Genomic DNA, 19327 nt, shown 5'->3' with positions numbered 1-19327 from the left:
GGCCGCGGCCGTGGGCCGTGGGCCGTTCAGGCTGCTCGCAGTTCCGTCCCCTGCTCCACGGCGAGCAGGCCGGAGAGCAGACCCAGGCTGTCCTTGCGCACCCGGTAGTGCACCCAGGTCCCACGCCGCTCGGAGGTCACCAGGCCTGCTTCGCGGAGCGTCTTGAGGTGGTAGGAGATCGTCGGCGCCGACAGGTCGAACGGGCCGGTCAGGTCGCAGACGCAGACCCCCGCCCCGCCGTCGTCCGGAGCGGACGCGATCATGGAAAGCAGACGCAGCCTGATCGGGTCGCCGAGGGCCTTGAACATCTTCGCCGTGTCCGCCGCCTGCTCCGCGTCGAGCGGGGCGGCCACGACGGGCGGGCAGCAGGAATCGGCTCGCTGGGTGCTCTGCGACTGCGACATGCCCGAATTTTACCGTGCCGGTCGCCGGAGCGAACGACGGTGCCCGCAAGCCGCCCCCGGCCGAAGGGCCGGTGGTGGCCCGGTCCGCCGGGCCACCACCGTCCGGGTCACCACGTTGACCCGGACGGACCGGCCTCAGGCAGGGGCCTTGGTCACCTTGCAGGCGAAGCACTTGTACGCCTGCTGGCCGGAGAGGTTGTCGTAGTACCGGTCGTCCACCAGCGTGTTCACCGCTTCGTACCGGTCCCCGCCGAGCTCCTGGGCGAGCTCCTGTGCCGGGCCGAAGGTGTTCGGGACGAAGATGGTGTCCCTGCGGATGCCGGGCCAGTACAGGGCGGTGGCCGTCACCTTGCCCCGAGGGCTCTCCACGACCACCTCGTCGCGGTCCTCGATGCCGAGCTTCCGCGCGGTGTCCGGGTGTATCTGGAGGAACCTGATGCCGTTCAGCCGTGCGCCGGTCGGCGTCCAGTGGGTGACGGTGGCGAAGTGCGCCACGCTCGGGCGTCCCGTCATGCCCATCAGCGGGTAGTCGCGGTGCACGGTCCCGTCACCCTCGACGCCGAGCTTGACCGGACGGGTCACCGCCTGCGGGTTGATCGGGCTGGTGACGAAGCGGTCCTCGTAGGAGAGGGTGGGGTGGCCACCGGTCACCTCGGGATGCGTGTAGAAGACCGGAAGGGCCGAGTGGCCTGCGACGGCCAGGCGCCGGTCGAGCTCCGGGGTGTGGATCTCCACCTTGCCGCTGGGTGTCAGGAAGCGCCTGCCCTCGGCCGCGCCGAGCGCCTCGGCCGCCTCGTACCAGGAGGGGTGGTCCTGGTACAGGGCGCTCACGCCGGGGTGCTCGGGAGCGGGACAGGGCCACCGGAGCGGTTCGTCCCGTTCACGCATCCGCGCCTCGGTCATGCCGCCCATGCCGGGCGTGTGCGCGACGAACTCGGCCCACAGGGTGGAGTAGTCCTTCCACGCCTCGGGGAAGGCGCCGGTCCAGTAGGACGGAGGCTCCTTGCCGTCGTGGCGCGCCATGGCGTGGGCGAGGTCGATCCAGATCTCCCAGTCGGGCCGGGAGTCACCGCAGCGCTCGACCGCGGCCTCCTGCCAGCGGATCGCCCGGTCGTCACGCCTCATGTAGACGCCGTCGTACTCCAGTGGCGAGCTGACCGGCAGGACCACGTCGGCGTAGTACGCGGCCTCCTCCATGAACAGGCCGGTGTAGACGTAGAACTCGAGCTTGCGGTAGGCCTCCTTGACCTTCTCGGTGTTGGCCGAGGAGACCAGCGGGTTGCCCTGGGTGATGACCGCCTTGAGCGGGTAGGGCGTGCCGGTGAGGATCGCGTCCGCGAAGTGGTCGGGCCCCACCGGCAGCGCCTGGCTCAGCGCGGGTGTCCGCACGGTGAGTTCGGGCAGGCGCAGGTCTCCCGGCCAGGTGTTGTGCATGAAGTTGCAGCCTGCGCCCAGCTTCCCGATGTTGCCGGTGACGGCGGCCAGGAAGGTCAGGACCCGGTAGGTGTCGAAGGCGCCGAGTTGGTGGGAGATGCCCGCGTTGCAGAAGATGGCGGCGGTCCCGGCTCCCGCGTACTCGCGGGCGAGCCTGCGGATGGTGTCCGCGGGGACACCCGTGATCCGGGCGGCCCATTCCGGGGTGTATCCCGACTCGCGCAGGTGGGTGCGCAGTTCGTCGAAGCCGAGCACCCACCGCTTGACGAACTCCCGGTCGTGCAGGTCACGGTCGAGGACGTGGTGGAGCATGCCGAGCACCAGGGCGAGGTCGGTGTGCGGCTTCGGGGCGATCCACTCGTCCGCGACCGCGCCCGTCGCGGTCTTCCTGGGGTCGACGACGACCAGCTTGGCACCGGTGCGGGTGCGGCCCCGCAACAGGTAGTCGAAGGTCACGGGGTGGGTCTCGGCCTGGTTGGTGCCCAGGAGGAGGAAGTAGCCGGCGGACCCGAGGTCGTCCTTGCCGGTGGCCCCGTCGGTGCCGTAGCCGTTGGTGAAGTTGCCCAGACCGAAGGTCGCCGCGAGGGCGTTGCCGCCCGCGTCGTTGCACACCGGCCCGACATCCGTGTTGTTCGGGCTGCCCAGCAGGGCGAAGAGCCGGGCGACCAGCGAACCCGTGCCGCGCGGAAGACGTCCGCTGGTGCGGTTGGCGATGGCCGCCGCCTCCCCCTTGTCCCGCAGTCGCAGCAGACGCCGCGCGACGAGGTCGAGCGCCTCCTCCCAGCTCGCCTCCCGGAACGTGGAGTCCTTGGAGCCCTTACGGCCACCGGTGCGGATGAGCGGGCGGGTCAGTCGCCGCGGGTTGTGCACGAGCTCGGCCATCATGGGAGCCTTGACGCACAGGTTCCCGTTCTGCACGGGGTCGCCGGCTCCGCTGCCGACGCTGACGACCCGTCCGTTGCGCACCCCGACGGTGAGGGAGCAGTTGGAGTTGCAGAACTGACAGGCGCTCCTCACCGTCCGGTCCGGCTGGAGGGCCGCCGAACCCTCGTCGAAGTTCAGCAAGCCGCCGCCTTCACCCTCGGTGCCCGCGCCGCCGCCAGGCGGGCCCGCGGCGGCCGACCCGTCGCGCGCGACGGCGGCCGGGGTGCCCACCATCATGGCCGCGCTGGTGAGCGCCGCGCCCTGGACCAAGTTCCGCCTGGTGATCGAGTTCCTGCTCAGTGGCACGTCCGACTCCCCTGGGGTGTGTGAGGCAACGCGAGCCTATGGTGGCGATCACCCACTGTCTAGAGATTCATCTAATCAGAGGGTTACAGTGACATGACGTCCCCGGGCCCGTCCGACGGGTCCTCTTCGCCATGTCCCTGAGTGCCCTGACACCGTCCGGAGGAGGGTCGAGGTGGGCTGTCCCTGCACGCCGTCCGTCGCTTCCTCCCGGACGCCCCCGGCCTCTTCGGCCCTCCACGCCGGGCGTCGGGGCGGTGGCGCCCCGCACGAAGTCCCGCGTCTCCTCCGTGGCCTCCTGCTCACCTGGGTCGGCGTGACGCTATCCGCCGGCGGGCACGCCCTGGCCACCGGGACGACTCCGTCGCCGGGCGTGCTGCTGCCGTGTGCCGGCGTGGCGGTGGCGCTGGTCGCCCCGCTCTCCGCGCGCCGCCGCTCGGTCGCGACCGGAGCCGGGGCCCTGACGGCGCTTCAGGTCGTCCTGCACGTGTCCTTCGCGCTGCTCTCGCCGTCTGCCGTCGTCCACCACGCGATGACGGGCACCGCGCACGGCGACCTGTCATGCCTCCAGCCGCCGACCGCGCTGCTGCCCACCGTCCCCATGCTGTGCGGACACCTTCTCGCCGCCGTGGCGATGGCATGGCTGCTGAACAGCGGCGAGGCCGCGGCCGAACGCATTCTGGGCTCGTACCGGAGCGGGGCCGTCCGGGTGATCGCCGCCGTGCTGAGCGCCCTCCTCAGCAGCCCTTGCCTGGGGGTGTGCGGGCTGCCGGCCCCGGCCGCCGCCTCCCACCGGCCGCGCCGACCGGACCGGGCACCTCCGCACGGACGGTGGACCCTCGCGTACGAGGTGACCAGGAGAGGACCGCCGGGCTGAACCACCACCTCGCCGCACGCGTCGCCCTGTCGTTCCCGGGCGTCCGGCGAGGGCGGCCCACGCCCGTCCTTCACCTCTTCACCCACGGCTTGCGGCTTCGGCCGCGAGAGGCCCTGGGCTTCCACCTCTGGAGTTCTGTCATGCGCACAGCTATCCGATGCGGCATTCTCTCCCTCCCGGCCCTCGCGGCCCTCGCCCTCGCGGCCCCGGCCCAGGCCCATGTCTCGGTGCAGCCGGAGGGCGCGGCGGCCAAGGGCGGGTACGCCACCGTCAACGTGAAGGTGCCCAACGAACGCGACAACGCCTCCACCGTCAAGGTCGAGCTCTCCCTGCCCACAGACCACCCCCTGTCCTCCGTGATGCCGCAGCCCGTCCAGGGCTGGGACATCGAGGTCACCCGGAGCAAGCTGGACAAGCCGCTGACCGTGCACGGCCGCAGCATCGACGAGGCCGTCGCCAAGGTGACCTGGACCGCTACCGGCAAGGGCATCGAGCCCGGCTTCTTCCAGAAGTTCCCGCTGTCGCTCGGGCAACTGCCCGAGGACGCGGACACCCTGGTCCTCAAGTCCGTGCAGACCTACAGCAACAAGGAGGTCGTGCGCTGGATCGAGGAGCCGGCGGAAGGCCAGGAGGAGCCCGAGCACCCGGCTCCGGTGCTCCGGCTGACCGCGGCGGCCGAGGACACCCACGGCTCCTCCGCGGCCTCCGCCGCCCCGGACGAGGCGGTCGCCGCGGAAGAGGCAGCCGGTGACGGGGAGGCGACGGCCTCCGCACAGGCCGCTTCGCCCTCCGACGGCACCGCGCGCTGGCTCGGCGCGGGAGGTCTGGTGCTCGGCGTCGCGGGCCTGCTGACGGCCGTGGTCTCGGGCCGCCGCCGCACCGGCGCCTGACCCGGCGGCAGGTGTTCGATGACGGTCACCGTCTCCCGCGTCCGCGGCCTGTTCACCGTACTGCTCGCCTGGCTGGCTCTGCTGGCCGGCGGCGCGACGCCGGCCGTGGCACACGCCGTGCTGACCACCAGCACACCGGCGCAGGGGGAGGTGACCGTCGAACCCCCCTCCCGGGTGAGCCTGGTGTTCACCGAGGAGGTCTCCCTCACCCCGGACGCGTTCCGCGTGCTGGATCCGTCCGGCCACCGGGTGGACGACGCCCGGCCCTCCCCGGAGGGCGACGCCTCGTACTCGGTCGGGCTGCGTGACGCGCTCCCCCGGGGCACCTACACGGTGGCCTACCAGGTGGTGTCGGCCGACAGCCACCCGGTGGCCGGGGCGTTCACCTTCTCCGTGGGCGAGCCGTCGGCGACCACGGCCTCCGCGGCCACCGGCGTCCGCGACCCGGACACCGGGCTGGTCGGCCGCGCGTACGCGGTCGCCCGGTTCGGCGCCTATCTGGGCATGCTGCTCCTGACCGGTGCCGTGACCCTGCTCCTGCTCACCCGGGGGCAGGGCCCGCCGTTGGCCTTCTTCCGCCGGTGCGCGGCGACGGGCTGGGCACTGGCCACCGGGGCCACCGCTCTCCACCTGCTTCTCAGAGGGGCCTACACCGGTTCGGGCAGGGTCTCCGACATCGCCGACCCCGGTCTCCTGGCGGACGCACTCGCCACCAAGGCCGGCGCCCTGCCCGCGCTGCGTCTCGTCCTGCTCGTCGGCTGCGCGACGCCCTGGCTGGTCCGCCGCGCGACAGCCCCGCGCGCTGTCCGCCGGGCGGTGCCGACCGGTGCGTCCCTGGCCGGGGTGGCCCTGGCCGGGGTGGCCCTCGCCTGGACCTGGGCGGGTGCCGAACACGCCTCGACGGGCCCGCAGCCCTGGCTCGCCATGCCGGCCGACGTCGTGCACATGCTGGCCGCAGGGGTGTGGGTGGGCGGACTGCTGGTCCTGGCCGCCGGGCTGCTGCGACCGGGCGGGGTCCCGGCCTCCACCGTGGTGCGGTTCTCGTCGGCCGCCTTCGCCTCGGTGTGTCTGCTGGTGGTCACCGGGCTCTACCAGAGCTGGCGGCAGGTGGGCTCGCCGACCGCGCTGCTCGAGACCCGTTACGGGCGGCTGCTGCTGCTCAAGGTGGCCGGGGTGGCGCTGCTCCTGGCGGTCGGCGCACTGTCGAGACGCTGGACCGGACGGCTCGCGGCGGCTCCGGAGGGAACCTCGCAGGACCCGTCGGGCGCAGCGTCGGGCAAGGGGGCGCTGCGGGCACTGCGCCGGTCCGTGCTGGTGGAGGCCGCGCTGGGGCTGGGGATCGTCGTGGTCACCACCGCGCTCACCGCCACCGGACCGGCGCGGTCCGGGCTTCCCCCCACCACGGCGGCGAGTGCGCCGATGTCCATGACACTGGCGTTCGACACCGGCGGACCGGGCGGAGCGGGCGACGTCGGCGTCGTGGTGGATCCCGGGGCGGCCGGACCCAACGCCCTGCACCTGTCGGTGACAGGACCGGACGGCGACATGCTGGACGTTCCGGAACTGAAAGCGGCCTTCACCTCACCGTCGGCGGACATCGGTCCGCTGGTGGTGCCCCTCCGCCGCGTCTCGGAAGGGCACTGGACCGTCGCGGACTTCCATCTGCCCGCGGCGGGGGCGTGGGAGATGACCCTGACGGTGCGGACCTCGGACTTCGACCAGACGACCGTGCGCCGGTCACTCAGCATCCGGTGACCTCCGCGGGGAGTGGTACGACCCACCCTCATCTGAGATCATCCACCCATGCTGACATCAGTTGACGCGGAGGTACTTCGCCTCCTGGGCGACCCGCTGCGGCTGAAAATCGTGACGCTGCTGGCGAACGAATCGCTGTGTACGAGCCACTTGGTCGAGGAGACCGGGGCCCGGCAGACCAACCTCTCCAACCACCTCAAGGTGCTGCGGGAGGCGGGCATCGTCGAGGCCGAGCCCTGTGGGCGCTGGACCTTCTACCGCCTCCGCGCCGAGGCGCTCGCCTCGTTGGCCGACGAGTTGGGCAGGCTGGCCGAACTGGCGCGGACGGTGGGGGCGGAGCGCAGGCGCAGCTGCTGACCCGAACGTGCGGGTGGGGCCACTGTCCAGGACAGCGGCCCCACCCTTGCTCGCGGCGTCCCTTCAGGAGGCCGCGGCCACCGCCAACGGCTCGACGGCGGCCGGCGGCCGCAGCAGTACGGTGCGGTCGCAAAGGCGCTCGACCTGCGCGGGGTCGTGGGAGACCAGAAGCACCGTGCGGCGCCCGCGCAAGGCGGCGACCGACTCCTCCACCGTGTCCCGGCTGCGCTCGTCCAGGGCACTGGTGGGCTCGTCGAGCAGGAGCGCGGCCGGCTCGAGGGCCAACGCCCGCCCCAGACAGAGGCGTTGCCGCTGTCCCGCGGAGAGGGTCTGGGCCGACTCACCCAGCCGGTCCTTGACCTCCTGCCACAACCCCGCTTCCAGCAGCGCCTGTTCGGCGCGCTCAAGCATCACCTCGCGCGAGGCGCGCAGCAGATGACGAAGTCCGAAGAGGGCGTTGTCGAGAATGCTGCCGCCGAACACCACAGGTGTCTGGGGAACCAGGACGACCTTCGTCCGCAGGTCGGCGTCGCCCTTGCCGGGTGCGATCGGGCGGCCCTGCACCTCCAGTTCGCCGTCCCGAGTGAGTCCCGCGGGCAACAGGTCCACCAGGGCCCGCAGCACGGTCGACTTGCCCGCGCCGGACGGGCCGCACAGGCCGGTGGTCGATCCGTGTTCCAGACTGAACGTCACCGGGCCCACCAGTGTCTTGGCCCGGTCCCGTACGCGGAGGTCCCGCGCGCTGATCACGTGGTCCATCGCTCTCCTTCGAAGCGGTTGCGCAGCGCCACGGCCGCGCTCAGCAGCACTGCGGTGATGAGGACCAGGACCATGGCGCTCCCCCAGGCCTGCGCCACCGCCTGGGGATCACCGGAGTCCTGGGACAGGGTGAAGATGTGGGTGGGCAACGCCTGCACCGGAGCTTCGACGACGCCGTCGGGCAGAGCCGGGGCCCCGAAGAAGACGGTGGCGGTGAAGAGCAGCGGCGCCGTCTCCCCCGCCGCCCGGGCGAGCCCGAGCAGCAGACCGGTGAGCGTGGCCGGCCAGGTGTAGGGGACGACCACGGAGCGGACGTACTGGGCCCGGGACAGCCCGAGCGCCAGCGCCGCCTCGGTCGTCTCGGGCGGCATGCTCCGTACGCGGCCGCAGGTCGGCAGCGCCACCATGGGCACCACGACCGGTACCAGCACCAGTGCCCCCGCCAGCCACGACCTGCCCCAGCCCATCAGCGTGCAGAAGATGACGAAGCCGGCCAGTCCGAGCAGGATGGTCGGTGTCCCTCCCACCACCACGGTGAGCGTCTGCAGCACCTTCGCTGTCCGGGCCTTGGCGTACAGGCCCAGCAGGATCCCGGCCCCGAATCCCAGCGGCAGCGAGATCAGCCCCGTGGTGACGACCAGCAGCAGCGTGCCGAGGATCTGGTCGCTCACCCCGCCCCCGGCCGCGCCGGTGGCCGGGGTGACCCAGAACGACGGGGTGAAGGCACTGCTCCCCCGCACCGCCAGGATGCCGAGCATGCCCACCAGCAGGGCGCCGGGCAGCAGCAGCGCGGCGATGCGCAGCCCGCCGACGGCCCGGTCTAGCGGCACACGCATTCTCCCGGCCTGGGGGTGACGGCTGCGCCCTCCGGTCGCCTTCCTGCCGCCTCCGCGGTTTCCCCACACGGTCGCCAGGGCGACCAGGGCGAGAAGGACCAGCCCCAGGGCACACACGGCGGCGAACCAGGGCCCGGAGGTGCCCGCCAGAACAGGCTCCGGACCGGCCAGTTTGGTGGTCAGGGTCTGTCCCGGGCGCACCAGCGAATCCAGCAGTTCGCCGAAGGACCCCGGGAGGCGTCCGTCCGCCCGTCCTACCACGAGGAACACGGCGATCGCCTCGCCGAGCGCCCGGGCGAGACCGAGCAGCACGGCCGCCCGCATCCCCGATCTGGCCAGCGGAAGAACGGCCGACCGGACGACCTCGCGACGGGTGAGCCCCATCGCGTAGGCGGCCTCCCGGTACCGGCCGGGCACGGCGGCGAGGGCGTCCACGCTCACCGCCACCATTGTGGGCATGATCATGACAGCCAGAACGAGACCGGCGGCCAGCAGGCTGTCACCACCCGGAACGCCGGCCGCACCGGCGATCAGAGGGCGCACGACCATGATGCCGATGAGGCCGTAGACGATCGAGGGAACCGCGGCGAGCAGTTCCACGCTGGTACGCAGGATCCCCGCGACGCGCGGCGGCAGGTACTCGGAAACCGCGACCGCGGCGGCCCAGCTGACCGGTACCGCAAGAACCAGCGCTATCAGGCAGACGACCGCCGATCCGTAGATCATGGCGAGCCCGCCGAAGACACCCCCTGACGGATTCCACATGGATTCCGTCAGGAGCTCACCCCACGCGACCTCGCCGCCCGCGACGCCCGATCCGAGGTAGCCCAGCAGTGCCAGCAGTACGGCCCCCAGCGAGACCGCGCCGGCCAGCATCCAGGGCCACACCCACCGGGACGGCCGCGGACGCTTCAGCACGTCGGGGGCGGCCGGAGGCCGTACCCGCGTCATGAGAGCCACCGGTTACAGGCCGATCTGCTCGAGCGTCAGGTACCCGTGCGGAGCCAGCAGCGCCTGCCCCTCGTCGGACAGCAGGTAGTCGATGAACTTCTTGGTGTCGCCCTTCGGCTTCCCGTCGGTGATGACGTACAGGGGCCTGGACATCGGGTAGGTGCCGTTGGCCACGTTCTCCGCCGAGGGGGCGATGCCCTCCAGGGTCACCACCGCGAGTTTGTCCCGGCCGTCGACGAACCCGGTCGACAGCGGCCCGACCGCGCCCGGGGTGGACTCCAGCTTGTTGCGCGTCTCCAGGTTGCCGCCGACGATGGCGAAGTTGGGCGAGTTGGGCGGCGCCGGGGGCTTCCCGTCTCCGTAGACGAACTTGTCCAGGACCTCGCGGGTGCCCCGGCCGGGCTCCTTGTCGTAGACGAAGACCTCCATGTCGGGGCCGCCGACCTTCGACCAGTTGGTGATCTCGCCTTCGAAGAGGCCTCTCACCTCGTCCTTGCTGAGGTCGGTCACGCCCGCGTCGGCGACCTCCTTGGTGACGATCACCCCCACGGCGTCGGAACCTATCTGGGTCTCGACGAAGTCGGTCTTCGGGCTGGCCGCGCGGTCCTCGTCCGACACCGGCTTGGAGCTGAGGGCCACCTCGATCTGCCCCGCGGCCAGCTGGGAGATGCCACCGGCCGAGCCGCCCTGGGTGGCGACGGTGATGTCCAGGCCTTCGGCCTTGAGCGCCTCGGCAGCGTCCGCGGCCACCGGGGCGACCGTGGTGGACCCACTCGCCTGAAGCGTCTTCTTCCCGCCGCCGGTATCGGCGCAGCCGGTCGTCAGGCTCGCGAGCAACAGCGCGCCCGCAGCCAGGGCGAGGGAGCGACTTCCACGGCGGGGCAGCAGCGTGTGCGTGGTGGGGGACATACGAGGGCCTCTTCCACTCAACTGATTTGAGCGGAATCTAATCAGAGGCCCTGGAGATCTCGAACCCTCACCTACTGTGACGCTATTCACTTTGAATTCTCTTGAAATTCACCTCCAATCCTGCTTGACGCAACGTCAACTTCACTTGTGGAGCGGCGAGTTCGGCCGTGTACGGCACAGAATCCCACCGGGTGGGCGATTCAGCCGTTTCGCGCCCGCCGACGCGACACCGGCCCGAGGTGGGACGGGGCGGCCGAAGCGCGGCCGAAGCCGCCGCGCAGCGCGAGGGCGACGTGGACCAGACCGATGAGCACCGGCACCTCGATCAGCGGCCCCACCACCCCTGAGAGCGCCTGCCCCGAGGTGACGCCGAAGGTGGCGACGGCGACCGCGATGGCCAGCTCGAAGTTGTTGCCGGCGGCCGTGAACGCCAGGGTCGTCGTGCGCTCGTACGACAGACCGACGGCCTTGCCCAGCAGAAAGGCCCCGAAGAACATCAGGCCGAAGTACACCAGCAACGGCAGCGCGATCCGCGCGACGTCGAGCGGCCGGGAGGTGACGGCCTCGCCCTGCAGGGCGAAAAGGATCACGATGGTGAACAGCAATCCGTACAGGGCCCACGGCCCGAGCCTCGGGAGGAACACCCGCTCGTAGCCGGTACGGCCCATCCGCCGTTCACCGAGGCGGCGGGTGAGGTATCCGGCCAGCAGCGGAATCCCGAGGAAGACGAGGACGTTGAGCGCGACGTGCCACACGGGCACGTCCAGACCCTGACCGCCCCCGAGACCCAGCCACCGCGGCAGGACGTCGAGGTAGAACCACCCGAGGAGCCCGAACGCCACGACCTGGAAGACGGAGTTCAACGCCACGAGGACGGCCGCGGCCTCACGGTCGCCGCACGCCAGGTCGTTCCAGATGACCACCATGGCGATGCAGCGGGCCAGGCCGACGACGATCAGGCCGGTCCGGTACTCCGGGAGATCGGGCAGGAAGACCCAGGCCGCGGCGAACATCACGGCCGGACCGACGAGCCAGTTGACGACCAGCGAGGAGACCATGAGGCGCCGGTCGCCGGTCACCGCGCCCAGACTGTCGTAGCGCACCTTGGCCAGGACCGGATACATCATGACCAGCAGGCCGAGCGCGATGGGGAGCGAGATGCCACCGATCTCCACGGACGCGAGGGCCGTGCCCAGCCCCGGGACCAGCCTGCCCAGCGCCAGTCCGAGGGCCATGGCCAGCACGATCCACAACGCGAGCCAGCGGTCCAGGTTCGACAGCTTGCGGGCGACCGAGGCCCCTCCGGAAGGCGGCGCGACCACGCCCGGTCCGGCCGTCACGGACAGGCCCTCTTGTTCTCCGCGGCACCCCGGGCGGCCTCGGCGAGTGCTCCGAACTCCTCCGCCAGCCCTGCCAGCGCCTCGTGGTTCAAGCTGAAGTAGGTGTAGCGGCCGCAGGGCTCGGTGGTCACCAGGCCCGCTTCACGCAGCACCTTCATGTGGTTCGAGAGGTTGGTCTGCCGGGCTCCGGTCTCTTCGACCAGATGTGTGGTGCACAGCGTCTCGTGCGCGAGAAGCCGCACGATCTCCCAGCGGAGCGGATCGCCCAGCACACGCAACACATCAGATCCGACTGAAGTCAGCATGCACTGATATTGTCACATCATCGTCGACTGACGCCAGTCGAGACTGAAGTATGGGTGGCCGTCATACCGCCCTGCGATCCGGAAGAACGAGCACCATGGCCCACTCCACGGGCGCCAAGCCCTCCGTCCTTTTCGTTTGCGTCCACAACTCCGGCCGGTCGCAGATGGCCGCCGCCTGGCTCAGCCACCTGGCCGACGGACGGATCGAGGTCCGGTCCGCCGGGTCCGTCCCGGCCGATGCAGTCAATCCCACCGCCGTCGAGGCGATGCGCGAGGTGGGAATCGACATTTCGGCCGAGACGCCCAAGGTCCTCGACATCGACGCGGTCCGGGCATCCGATGTCTGCGTCACCATGGGGTGCGGCGACGCCTGCCCGGTCTTCCCCGGCAAGCGCTACCTGGACTGGCCTCTGGACGACCCCTCCGGCCGGGGCATGGAGGAGGTCCGCGCCATCCGGGACCAGATCAAGGACCTGGTCGAAGACCTGATCGCCCAGGTGTCGCCCGGGGAACGGCGGAGGGCGTGAGGTGACTTCCACGCCCTCGCCTGCCGCGGACGGAAGGCACGTCCCCTGCCGGAAGGCGGCGGTGACGCCGGTCAGTCCACCAGGTCCGGGGCGGTGCGGTCCGGGGCGGTGCGGTCCTGGTGAGGGACCGGGCAGCCGCGCAGGCCCGGGGTGGGGAAGGTACCGAGGTCCTCGAGGCGGTAGCCGGAGGGGTAACCCGGGTAGCTCTTGATCTCCGGATTCTGGCGGGCGTGGTGCGGGCGCCGGCGGGGTGGGAGCAGCCGGACGACCCGGGCGCGCAGGCGGAGCAGTCCGTGGACGAGGGCGCGGACGGCGGGGTGCGGGCGGGGGTAGCGGAAGGCGCGGCGCAGCGGCTCGTCGAGGAGGGACACGGTTCCGGCGCGCAGCAGCGGGGCGAGGGGGCGCGGGTACCAGGAGGCCATCAGGGCGAGGGTGGCGTCGGAAACCTGGCGGGAGCGCTCGTCCCAGGCGAAGTGGGCGGCCTCGTAGGTGTCCAGGAAGTGTTCGAACTCCTCGAAGGTGCTGGGGATGTCCTTGATGCCCATGTGCTTGCCGAGCGTGCGGTAGTAGTGGGCGGTGGCGCGGCGCTCGTGGTCGGTGAGGGGGCGCCAGCCGAAGGAGTCCAGCCAGCGGGCCGGTGTCACCACGAAGGTGCACAGCACGTACCGCATGTCGTCGTCGGAGATGTCGTAGCTGCGGTGCATGCGGTTGACCCGGCGGATCGCGGTACGGCCTTCCTCGCTGTCGAAGCCGTGTTCCACGACGGCGTCCAGCAGGAGGGAGGTGTCGTCGTACCGCTTCTGGGAGCGGTCGGTCATCTCCGCCGTCTCGGCCAGCAGTCGTCCGATGGAGGGGACGGCGTAGGTGCGGTAGAGGGCGAGTTCCAGTGCGCGGGTGTGGTCCCAGGGGAACTCGTAGGTGGCGACGAGGCGGTAGATGGTGAGGAAGTCCCGCTCGGGATCCAGTCGCTGGATCTCCTTGAGCCGGTCGTAGCGCTTGCCGCCCACCTCGGTCACCCCTCCGTCGCCGTGGCCCGACTGCCAACTCTATGCGGTTGCAGGGGGGATGTGGTTCTCTTCGTCGCTGCGGGTGGGCCGTCGCGGGACGCAGAACGGTTGGGCCCGCCCCGTCGGGGACGTCGGACGCGCGTGGCACGCTGCGGCTCATGGACGAGGAACTGACCGACACGCAGACGCCCCGGCGTCGGGTGACGGATCCGGAGGAGGCTCTCGCGCTGCTGGAGCGTGCTGTGCCCGGATTGACCGGCCTGCGTCGGCCGGCGCGTGCGGTGATCGACTGGACCATGTTCGAGGAGGGCCTGGGCACCCGGCTGCCCTCCGATTTCAAGCACCTCGCGGAGTGGTACCCGACCTTCGACATCGGCGGCTTCCTTCTGGTCGCGCTCCCTGAACCGGGCGGGGAGCGCCAGGCTCTCCAGGACACCCGTGACGCCCTTGAAGTGCTTGCCGATGCCTGGCTGGAACCCGGTCTCGGTCTGCCGGCCCACCCGGCGCCCGGTGGGCTGCTGCCCTGGGGCGAGTCGTGCGACAGCGACAAGTTCATGTGGAGCACGACGGGGCCGACCCCGCAGGACTGGGTCGTCACGGTTGCCACGCGCGGCGGGGCGTGGTGGCACTTCGGTGGCGGCGCGGTCCAGTTCCTCGCGGAGTACTGCACCGGGGGCCTGGAGCCTTGGGGATTGCCGCCGATCAACCTGGAAGTCTCCCCGAGCTGACCCTGTCCCAGGGGATCACCGGCCGGTGAGGCCCCGGCGCGGTTCCGCGTGAGGCGCCGCGGGCGCTCGGGAGGAACGCCGTACGCGCCTCGCCGCGGCGGCGGCCCGTACCAGCGCATCCCCGATCGGTCGATCCTCTGTACGCACATCGGCGTACAGGTGTACGGTCTCGACCCGATGGACTTTGGGAGCGCTCCCATCACGTTGTACCCACTCCCCCCACATACGAGGAGAAGCACCGTGAAACGCTTATTGGCGCTACTGGCCACCTGTGCGACGGGCCTGAGCCTCGCCGCGCTGAGCACCCCTCAGGCCGCGGCCGCCACCGGCTGCAAGGTCGACTACACGATCACCAGCCAGTGGCAGGGCGGCTTCCAGGCCGGCGTGAAGGTGACCAACCTGGGTGATTCCGTCACCGGCTGGAAGCTCACCTTCGACTGGCCGGACGCGGGGCAGAAGGTCGTCCAGGGGTGGGGCGCCACCTTGTCGCAGTCCGGCTCCACGGTCACCGCCTCCGCGGCCGACTGGAACCGCACGCTGGCCACCGGCGCGGCGGCAGACGTGGGCTTCGTCGGCTCGTCCACCGGCGCCAACCCCAAGCCCACGGCCTTCAAGCTCAACGGCGTCGCCTGCACGGGTTCCGTCGAAGGGCCCACGCCGACGAACCCGCCGACCACTCCGCCGCCGACCGACCCGCCGACCAACCCGCCCGCGACCGGTACTCCCGTGGGCATCAACGGGCAGCTCCGCGTGTGCGGCGTGAACCTCTGCAACCAGTACAACCGCCCCATCCAGCTGCGGGGCATGAGCACGCATGGCCTGCAGTGGTTCAGCAAGTGCTACAACACCGCGTCGCTGGACGCGCTGGCGAAGGACTGGAAGTCCGACCTGCTGCGTACCGCCATGTACGTCCAGGAGGACGGCTACGAGACCGACCCGGCGGGCTTCACCAGCAAGGTGAACAACCTCGTCGACATGGCCGAGGCCCGCGGCATGTACGCGATGATCGACTTCCACACGCTGACGCCGGGCGACCCGACCCACAACCTCGCCCGCGCCAAGACGTTCTTCGCGTCCGTCGCGGCCCGCAACGCCGACAAGAAGAACGTGATCTACGAGATCACCAACGAGCCGAACGGCGTGAGCTGGGCGACCATCAAGAGCTACGCCGAGCAGGTCATCCCGGTGATCCGGGCCGCCGACCCGGACGCCGTCGTCATCGTCGGCACCCGGGGCTGGTCCTCGCTCGGCGTCTCGGAGAGCTCCAACGAGAGCGAGATCGTCAACAACCCGGTGAACGCGACCAACATCATGTACGCGTTCCACTTCTACGCCGCCAGCCACACGGACAGCTACCGCACCGTGGTGAACCGGGCGGCCACGCAGCTCCCGCTGTTCGTCACGGAGTTCGGCACGGTGAGCTACACCGGTGGCGGAGCGGTCGACCGGGCGAGCACCACGGCCTGGCTGGACCTGCTCGACCGGCACAAGATCGGTTACGCGAACTGGACCTACTCCGACGCCGATGAGGGCAGCGCGGCGTTCAAGCCGGGTACCTGCAACGGCACCGACTACAGCAGCAGCAGCGTGCTGACCGAGTCCGGTGCCCTGCTCAAGAGCCGGATCAGCACCCCGGACTCCTTCCCCACCAGCTGACCGCCGACGGGGCTCCGGCCGGGCCGGAGCCCCGTTCCGACGACCGGGGAGGGAACGGGGCGTCTCGGCCGGTGACGCAGGCCGGCGGTACCTGCCGAGGCGCGCGACCCGACCCCCTTCCCGGCTCTCCGGCCGGGACGTCGGCGTCGGCGTCGGCGAGGAGCGAGTGAGGTCCGGGGGCTGATCTCCGGACGGACGGACGAGCCGTCCGTCCGGAGATCAGGCCCCGGGCCGCCTCGGTCCGTCCCGCAGGGCGACGTGTACGCGGCGGGGGTGGGTGAGCGCCGCCCGGACAACTCGTTCGAGCATTCCGCGGTCCACGTCGACCGGCAACAGGGACCGGTGGCGGTCACCCACCGCGGATTCCCAGTGATGGGCCAGCACCAGCCGTCCGCCGCGTACGGCGGACGCGAGTCCCGCCGCGTGCCGGGCCGGGTCGACGGCCACGCGCAGGACGCGCGGTTCGGAGCCGGAACACCCGCCGGGGCCGACGGCGGGCGACACGTCGTGCTCCGTGACGGTGATACCGACGTAGCCGTTGCCGGAGCTGTGGACGAAGAGGGTCAGTGCCTTCTCCAGAACCGTTCCCGGCCTGCGGTCGCCCCGGACGACGGCCGCGGCCCCCGGCAAGCCGTCCAGATCGACGTACAGGAACGGCAGCTGCTCCTGCCCGTCACCGCCCGGCATGGTCTCCAGCGTCAAGGCGAGCAGCGGTGCGGCGTCGTGGAACGGGGGGTCGGGCACGGTCGAGCGGGGGCCGTCCGCCGAGGTGACCGTCACGTCGAGGCCCTCGGAGGGCAGCCGGGGCCTTTCCCCCGAACCGGCGACCACCGGGGTCAGGAGACGGGATCGACGGTGGGTGCCGTCACGGCCGCGACCCGCCCGTCGGGGTCCAGGACGTCGCTGCTGCGCAACCGGTTCTCGATGTGCTCCAGCACCACTCGCTCGACGTCGCAGACGGCGATCCCGTCGACGACCGTGTGCACGTTGTCCCGGTTGCTCGCGATGGGGGCGCCCGAACAAGCACCGAAGTACTTGCAGTTCAGGCAGTTCGCGGCCATCCGGGTCTCGGCGGCGGTCGCCGAGGCGTCGAAACGCGGCCCCGAGAGCAGTTCCTGGAGCGGGGTCGTGAAGATGTTGCCCAGCGAAGCCTCGGGATCCTCGTACGGATCGCCGTAGGCGTAGACGTCCCCGGGCGTGTTCACGACCATCACCGAGAGCCACTCACGCTGGTTGAAGTAGACACGCGGCGCGTCGGGGTTGAGGTGGCGCAGCACGATCTGGAAGTGGCTGTCGAGCGGGGAGACCTGCACGGGAGTGTCGCTCTCCAGCCAGAGGTCGGCCATCTCGTTGAGGGCTCCGACGATCTCCGGGACGGTGATGTCGTACGCCGCGTGCTGGTTCTCGTAGGCGCCGTCGAAGAGCGGGAGAACCCTGAAGCCGATTCCCGCCTTTTCGTAGAACGAGAAGGTGTCCTTCACCCGCCCAAGGTTCCTCCTGGTCAGCACGGTGATACAGCCGAAGGGAACGCCCTCGGCGCGCAGCCTCTCCATGTTGGCGACGACATTCTTCTGCTGGTCCCTGCCGGCGATGTTGACACGGAGACCGCTGAAGAGGTCCACGGAGACACCGACGTGATCGAAGCCGTCCCGGAGAAGCCGGATCCGCTCGTCGTCGAGGACGGTGAGATTGGTCTGGATGAAATTGCTCACCTGCAGCGACTCGCCGAAAATCTCACGCTGGTCGTCCAGGCTCCGCCAGTAGTAATCCGGTTCGATCATCAATGGTTCGCCACCGTGCCAGACGATGTGCAGGTGCGTACGCACCCCGTCCTCCTGGTCCTTCCTCACGTAGTAGTCGCGCATGTGCACGTACATGGAGCGCAATTGGTCCAGGCTCATCCGTTCACGCTGTCCGAGCTCGGCGAACTCGTAGCAGTAGGTGCACCTCAGGTTGCAGAACTTGGATATCTTGATGACGAACTGGACCTGCCTGGACGTTTCCTGTGCCACTCGTGTGTCTCCTCGCGCGCTTCGGAATCGTGGAACCGTGGATCACCGGATGCGGCCCGGACGTACGGTCCGCATCCGGTCCGGAGCCGGTGGGGGTGTGCGCGGGTCACCGGCCGGTGACGTCAGGACAGGTCGTCGAGGATCCGGCTCAGCGGAGCGGCGTCGGCCGTCTGCTCGGACGACGCCGGCGTGAAGCCCTGGAGATACGGCTGGTAGCGCTGCGAGTAGGGGTTGATCACCTCGTTGTAGACCCTGTTGTAGATCTCGTTGAACTGCCCGAACAGGCCGTCGGCGGACACCGCCTCCCGGTCCGCCTCCGCCGCCTGGGCGGCCAGCGCGGCACGTGCCGAGTCGGAGACGGTGACCGTCTGCGCGGGCTCGGCGGCCTGGGCCGCCCCTCCCGCGAACACGGGCATGCTCAGCCCGGCGGCAATACTCGCCAAATAGGCGAGATAGCGCTTGGAATCGCCTGCTCTCATAACTCCTCCTTTTCCGGGGACGCGCCCTTCGGATACGAGGAGTCGGGCCGGCACAGGCATTGCAACGACAAGGTGCGGGCACGACTTCGCATCACGGCGGAACACGTACCTCATGGCCGAAAACCGGAGCGTCGACGCCGGAGGTCAATGAACACCCTCGTACGCCTGACGCTGCCGGTATTGAAACGCAACGCCCCCTGCCGGTCAACAGGAGGCGAACCATCCCGTTACGGATTCCCCACACTCCGGCGCCCCGGGGCGGATATCCACGTAAGAATTCAGTCGTTCCCGGAAAACCGTTTCCGCTCTCTTTTTCCGGGCAATCCCAGGTGAACCCTGCCCGAGAAGCATCACACCGACTCGAGCGGGATACGCAGGTGGCGAGAAGGCGCTGCCGGGCCATTGAGCTTCTTCCGCTCGGCCGCGGAGCCGGATGGATGACCAACGAGGGCCCCGAGCAGCGTGACGGAGACGTCGGACATCTCGGTCAGCAGCTCGGGGGCCTCGCTCGTCGCGCTTCCGGCCGATCACCCGATCGGTGGCCAACTCGCGGAGTCCACACGAACGGGGGCGGAACCACCGCTCCTCCCCGCACCCCTCAACCAAGGGACCTGAGTGCAATCGCCGGTCAGCGGTCCATCACCATGTCGGCGCAGGGCTTGATCAAGTTCCCTGAGTGTCGGGGTTGTTGGTGATGCCCAGGAGTGGGAGGGCTCGTTCGGGCTGGTCACGGATTGCCCGGGTGGTCTTGGCGATGTTGTCGGCTCCGAGAATCTTGAGCACGCCGATGGCGAGGTTGCGGAGGGTGGCCATGGCGCGGGGTGCGGTGCCGGTGTGGACGGTGGAGGCGTCCTCGGCGAAGGTCACGTCTTCG

At 70.5% G+C, this 19327-nt stretch carries 19 protein-coding genes; 7 read left to right on the top strand and 12 right to left on the bottom strand.

What is annotated here, in order from left to right; genetic code table 11:
* Window positions 1-26: 26 nt before the first annotated feature.
* Together GBN72_RS14105 and GBN72_RS14100 are read right to left on the bottom strand one after the other, a co-directional pair.
* The gene (locus tag GBN72_RS14105; RefSeq protein WP_151772139.1) at window positions 27-404 is read right to left on the bottom strand and encodes an ArsR/SmtB family transcription factor; all 378 of its coding nucleotides are present in this window, start codon (window positions 402-404) and stop codon (window positions 27-29) included.
* A 135-nt stretch (window positions 405-539) separates the two neighbouring features.
* The gene (locus GBN72_RS14100) at window positions 540-3068 is read right to left on the bottom strand and encodes a molybdopterin-containing oxidoreductase family protein (RefSeq protein WP_164540626.1); all 2529 of its coding nucleotides are present in this window, start codon (window positions 3066-3068) and stop codon (window positions 540-542) included.
* A gap of 313 nt (window positions 3069-3381) precedes the next feature.
* On the opposite strand from GBN72_RS14100, the gene GBN72_RS14095 reads away from it, so the two are divergent.
* The 4 genes from GBN72_RS14095 (at window position 3382) to GBN72_RS14080 (ending at window position 6944) form a co-directional block, all read left to right on the top strand.
* A complete protein-coding gene (locus GBN72_RS14095; RefSeq protein WP_151772138.1) occupies window positions 3382-3942 on the top strand; it encodes a hypothetical protein in 561 nt (186 codons plus the stop codon).
* A gap of 140 nt (window positions 3943-4082) precedes the next feature.
* A complete protein-coding gene (locus tag GBN72_RS14090) occupies window positions 4083-4832 on the top strand; it encodes a YcnI family copper-binding membrane protein (RefSeq protein ID WP_151772137.1) in 750 nt (249 codons plus the stop codon).
* Between the two features lie 18 nt (window positions 4833-4850).
* On the top strand, window positions 4851-6587 hold the full coding sequence (locus tag GBN72_RS14085) for a copper resistance CopC/CopD family protein (protein ID WP_151772136.1): 1737 nt from the start codon (window positions 4851-4853) through the stop codon (window positions 6585-6587).
* 48 nt (window positions 6588-6635) lie between these two features.
* Complete coding sequence (locus GBN72_RS14080) at window positions 6636-6944, top strand: ArsR/SmtB family transcription factor (RefSeq protein ID WP_151772135.1); 309 nt, start codon at window positions 6636-6638, stop codon at window positions 6942-6944.
* A 63-nt stretch (window positions 6945-7007) separates the two neighbouring features.
* Here the strand turns inward: GBN72_RS14080 and GBN72_RS14075 are convergent, their stop codons facing one another.
* From GBN72_RS14075 to GBN72_RS14055, 5 genes are all read right to left on the bottom strand, one after another.
* Window positions 7008-7703, bottom strand: a complete 696-nt coding sequence (locus GBN72_RS14075) for an ATP-binding cassette domain-containing protein (RefSeq protein ID WP_151772134.1) — start codon at window positions 7701-7703, stop codon at window positions 7008-7010.
* Window positions 7691-9490 (bottom strand): phosphate ABC transporter permease subunit PstC, encoded by a 1800-nt coding sequence (gene pstC / locus GBN72_RS14070; RefSeq protein WP_151772636.1) that lies wholly within the window; start codon window positions 9488-9490, stop codon window positions 7691-7693. The genes GBN72_RS14075 and pstC overlap by 13 nt, the downstream gene beginning before the upstream one ends.
* A 12-nt stretch (window positions 9491-9502) precedes the next feature.
* Window positions 9503-10399 carry a phosphate ABC transporter substrate-binding protein gene (locus tag GBN72_RS14065; protein WP_151772133.1) on the bottom strand — a complete coding sequence of 299 codons (897 nt, stop codon included), beginning with the start codon at window positions 10397-10399 and terminating at the stop codon, window positions 9503-9505.
* 200 nt (window positions 10400-10599) lie between these two features.
* Window positions 10600-11739, bottom strand: coding sequence for an ACR3 family arsenite efflux transporter (gene arsB / locus GBN72_RS14060; protein ID WP_151772132.1), 1140 nt, complete (start codon window positions 11737-11739; stop codon window positions 10600-10602).
* Entirely contained in the window at window positions 11736-12044 is a 309-nt protein-coding gene (locus tag GBN72_RS14055; RefSeq protein WP_151772131.1) for an ArsR/SmtB family transcription factor, read from the bottom strand. The genes arsB and GBN72_RS14055 overlap by 4 nt, the downstream gene beginning before the upstream one ends.
* 95 nt (window positions 12045-12139) lie before the next feature.
* Here GBN72_RS14055 and GBN72_RS14050 point away from each other — a divergent pair, with 95 nt between their 5' ends.
* Window positions 12140-12571, top strand: coding sequence for an arsenate reductase ArsC (locus GBN72_RS14050; RefSeq protein WP_151772130.1), 432 nt, complete (start codon window positions 12140-12142; stop codon window positions 12569-12571).
* A 71-nt stretch (window positions 12572-12642) separates the two neighbouring features.
* Here the strand turns inward: GBN72_RS14050 and GBN72_RS14045 are convergent, their stop codons facing one another.
* A complete protein-coding gene (locus tag GBN72_RS14045) occupies window positions 12643-13587 on the bottom strand; it encodes an oxygenase MpaB family protein (protein ID WP_246212487.1) in 945 nt (314 codons plus the stop codon).
* 149 nt (window positions 13588-13736) lie between these two features.
* On the opposite strand from GBN72_RS14045, the gene GBN72_RS14040 reads away from it, so the two are divergent.
* Window positions 13737-14306, top strand: coding sequence for an SMI1/KNR4 family protein (locus GBN72_RS14040; protein ID WP_151772129.1), 570 nt, complete (start codon window positions 13737-13739; stop codon window positions 14304-14306).
* Window positions 14307-14546: 240 nt separating this feature from the next.
* Window positions 14547-15962 carry a cellulase family glycosylhydrolase gene (locus tag GBN72_RS14035; protein ID WP_164540624.1) on the top strand — a complete coding sequence of 472 codons (1416 nt, stop codon included), beginning with the start codon at window positions 14547-14549 and terminating at the stop codon, window positions 15960-15962.
* Window positions 15963-16181: 219 nt separating this feature from the next.
* Here the strand turns inward: GBN72_RS14035 and GBN72_RS14030 are convergent, their stop codons facing one another.
* The 4 genes from GBN72_RS14030 to GBN72_RS35260 form a co-directional block, all read right to left on the bottom strand.
* Window positions 16182-16793: a hypothetical protein gene (locus GBN72_RS14030; RefSeq protein WP_151772128.1), complete on the bottom strand. Its 612-nt coding sequence runs from the start codon at window positions 16791-16793 to the stop codon at window positions 16182-16184.
* Between the two features lie 5 nt (window positions 16794-16798).
* A complete protein-coding gene (locus GBN72_RS14025) occupies window positions 16799-17974 on the bottom strand; it encodes a radical SAM protein (protein WP_151772127.1) in 1176 nt (391 codons plus the stop codon).
* A gap of 122 nt (window positions 17975-18096) precedes the next feature.
* Window positions 18097-18453 carry a hypothetical protein gene (locus GBN72_RS14020; protein WP_151772126.1) on the bottom strand — a complete coding sequence of 119 codons (357 nt, stop codon included), beginning with the start codon at window positions 18451-18453 and terminating at the stop codon, window positions 18097-18099.
* 663 nt (window positions 18454-19116) lie between these two features.
* Window positions 19117-19320 (bottom strand): hypothetical protein, encoded by a 204-nt coding sequence (locus GBN72_RS35260; RefSeq protein ID WP_246212485.1) that lies wholly within the window; start codon window positions 19318-19320, stop codon window positions 19117-19119.
* Window positions 19321-19327 lie beyond the last annotated feature (7 nt).

This window comes from Streptomyces abyssomicinicus, from assembly GCF_008974245.1.
Taxonomy (GTDB): Bacteria; Actinomycetota; Actinomycetes; order Streptomycetales; family Streptomycetaceae; genus Streptomyces; species Streptomyces abyssomicinicus.
This window is presented reverse-complemented; position numbering and strand designations above follow the sequence as displayed.

What these genes read in the sequence shown, in the direction of transcription:
- GBN72_RS14085 (WP_151772136.1), top strand. Translation starts at nt 4,851, where the DNA reads ATGACGGTCACCGTCTCCCGCGTCCGCGGCCTGTTCACCGTACTGCTC.
- GBN72_RS14075 (WP_151772134.1), bottom strand. Translation starts at nt 7,703, where the DNA reads ATGGACCACGTGATCAGCGCGCGGGACCTCCGCGTACGGGACCGGGCC.
- GBN72_RS14020 (WP_151772126.1), bottom strand. Translation starts at nt 18,453, where the DNA reads ATGAGAGCAGGCGATTCCAAGCGCTATCTCGCCTATTTGGCGAGTATT.
- GBN72_RS14105 (WP_151772139.1), bottom strand. Translation starts at nt 404, where the DNA reads ATGTCGCAGTCGCAGAGCACCCAGCGAGCCGATTCCTGCTGCCCGCCC.
- GBN72_RS14040 (WP_151772129.1), top strand. Translation starts at nt 13,737, where the DNA reads ATGGACGAGGAACTGACCGACACGCAGACGCCCCGGCGTCGGGTGACG.
- pstC (WP_151772636.1), bottom strand. Translation starts at nt 9,490, where the DNA reads ATGACGCGGGTACGGCCTCCGGCCGCCCCCGACGTGCTGAAGCGTCCG.
- GBN72_RS14055 (WP_151772131.1), bottom strand. Translation starts at nt 12,044, where the DNA reads ATGCTGACTTCAGTCGGATCTGATGTGTTGCGTGTGCTGGGCGATCCG.
- GBN72_RS14080 (WP_151772135.1), top strand. Translation starts at nt 6,636, where the DNA reads ATGCTGACATCAGTTGACGCGGAGGTACTTCGCCTCCTGGGCGACCCG.
- GBN72_RS14090 (WP_151772137.1), top strand. Translation starts at nt 4,083, where the DNA reads ATGCGCACAGCTATCCGATGCGGCATTCTCTCCCTCCCGGCCCTCGCG.
- GBN72_RS14050 (WP_151772130.1), top strand. Translation starts at nt 12,140, where the DNA reads ATGGCCCACTCCACGGGCGCCAAGCCCTCCGTCCTTTTCGTTTGCGTC.
- GBN72_RS14065 (WP_151772133.1), bottom strand. Translation starts at nt 10,399, where the DNA reads ATGTCCCCCACCACGCACACGCTGCTGCCCCGCCGTGGAAGTCGCTCC.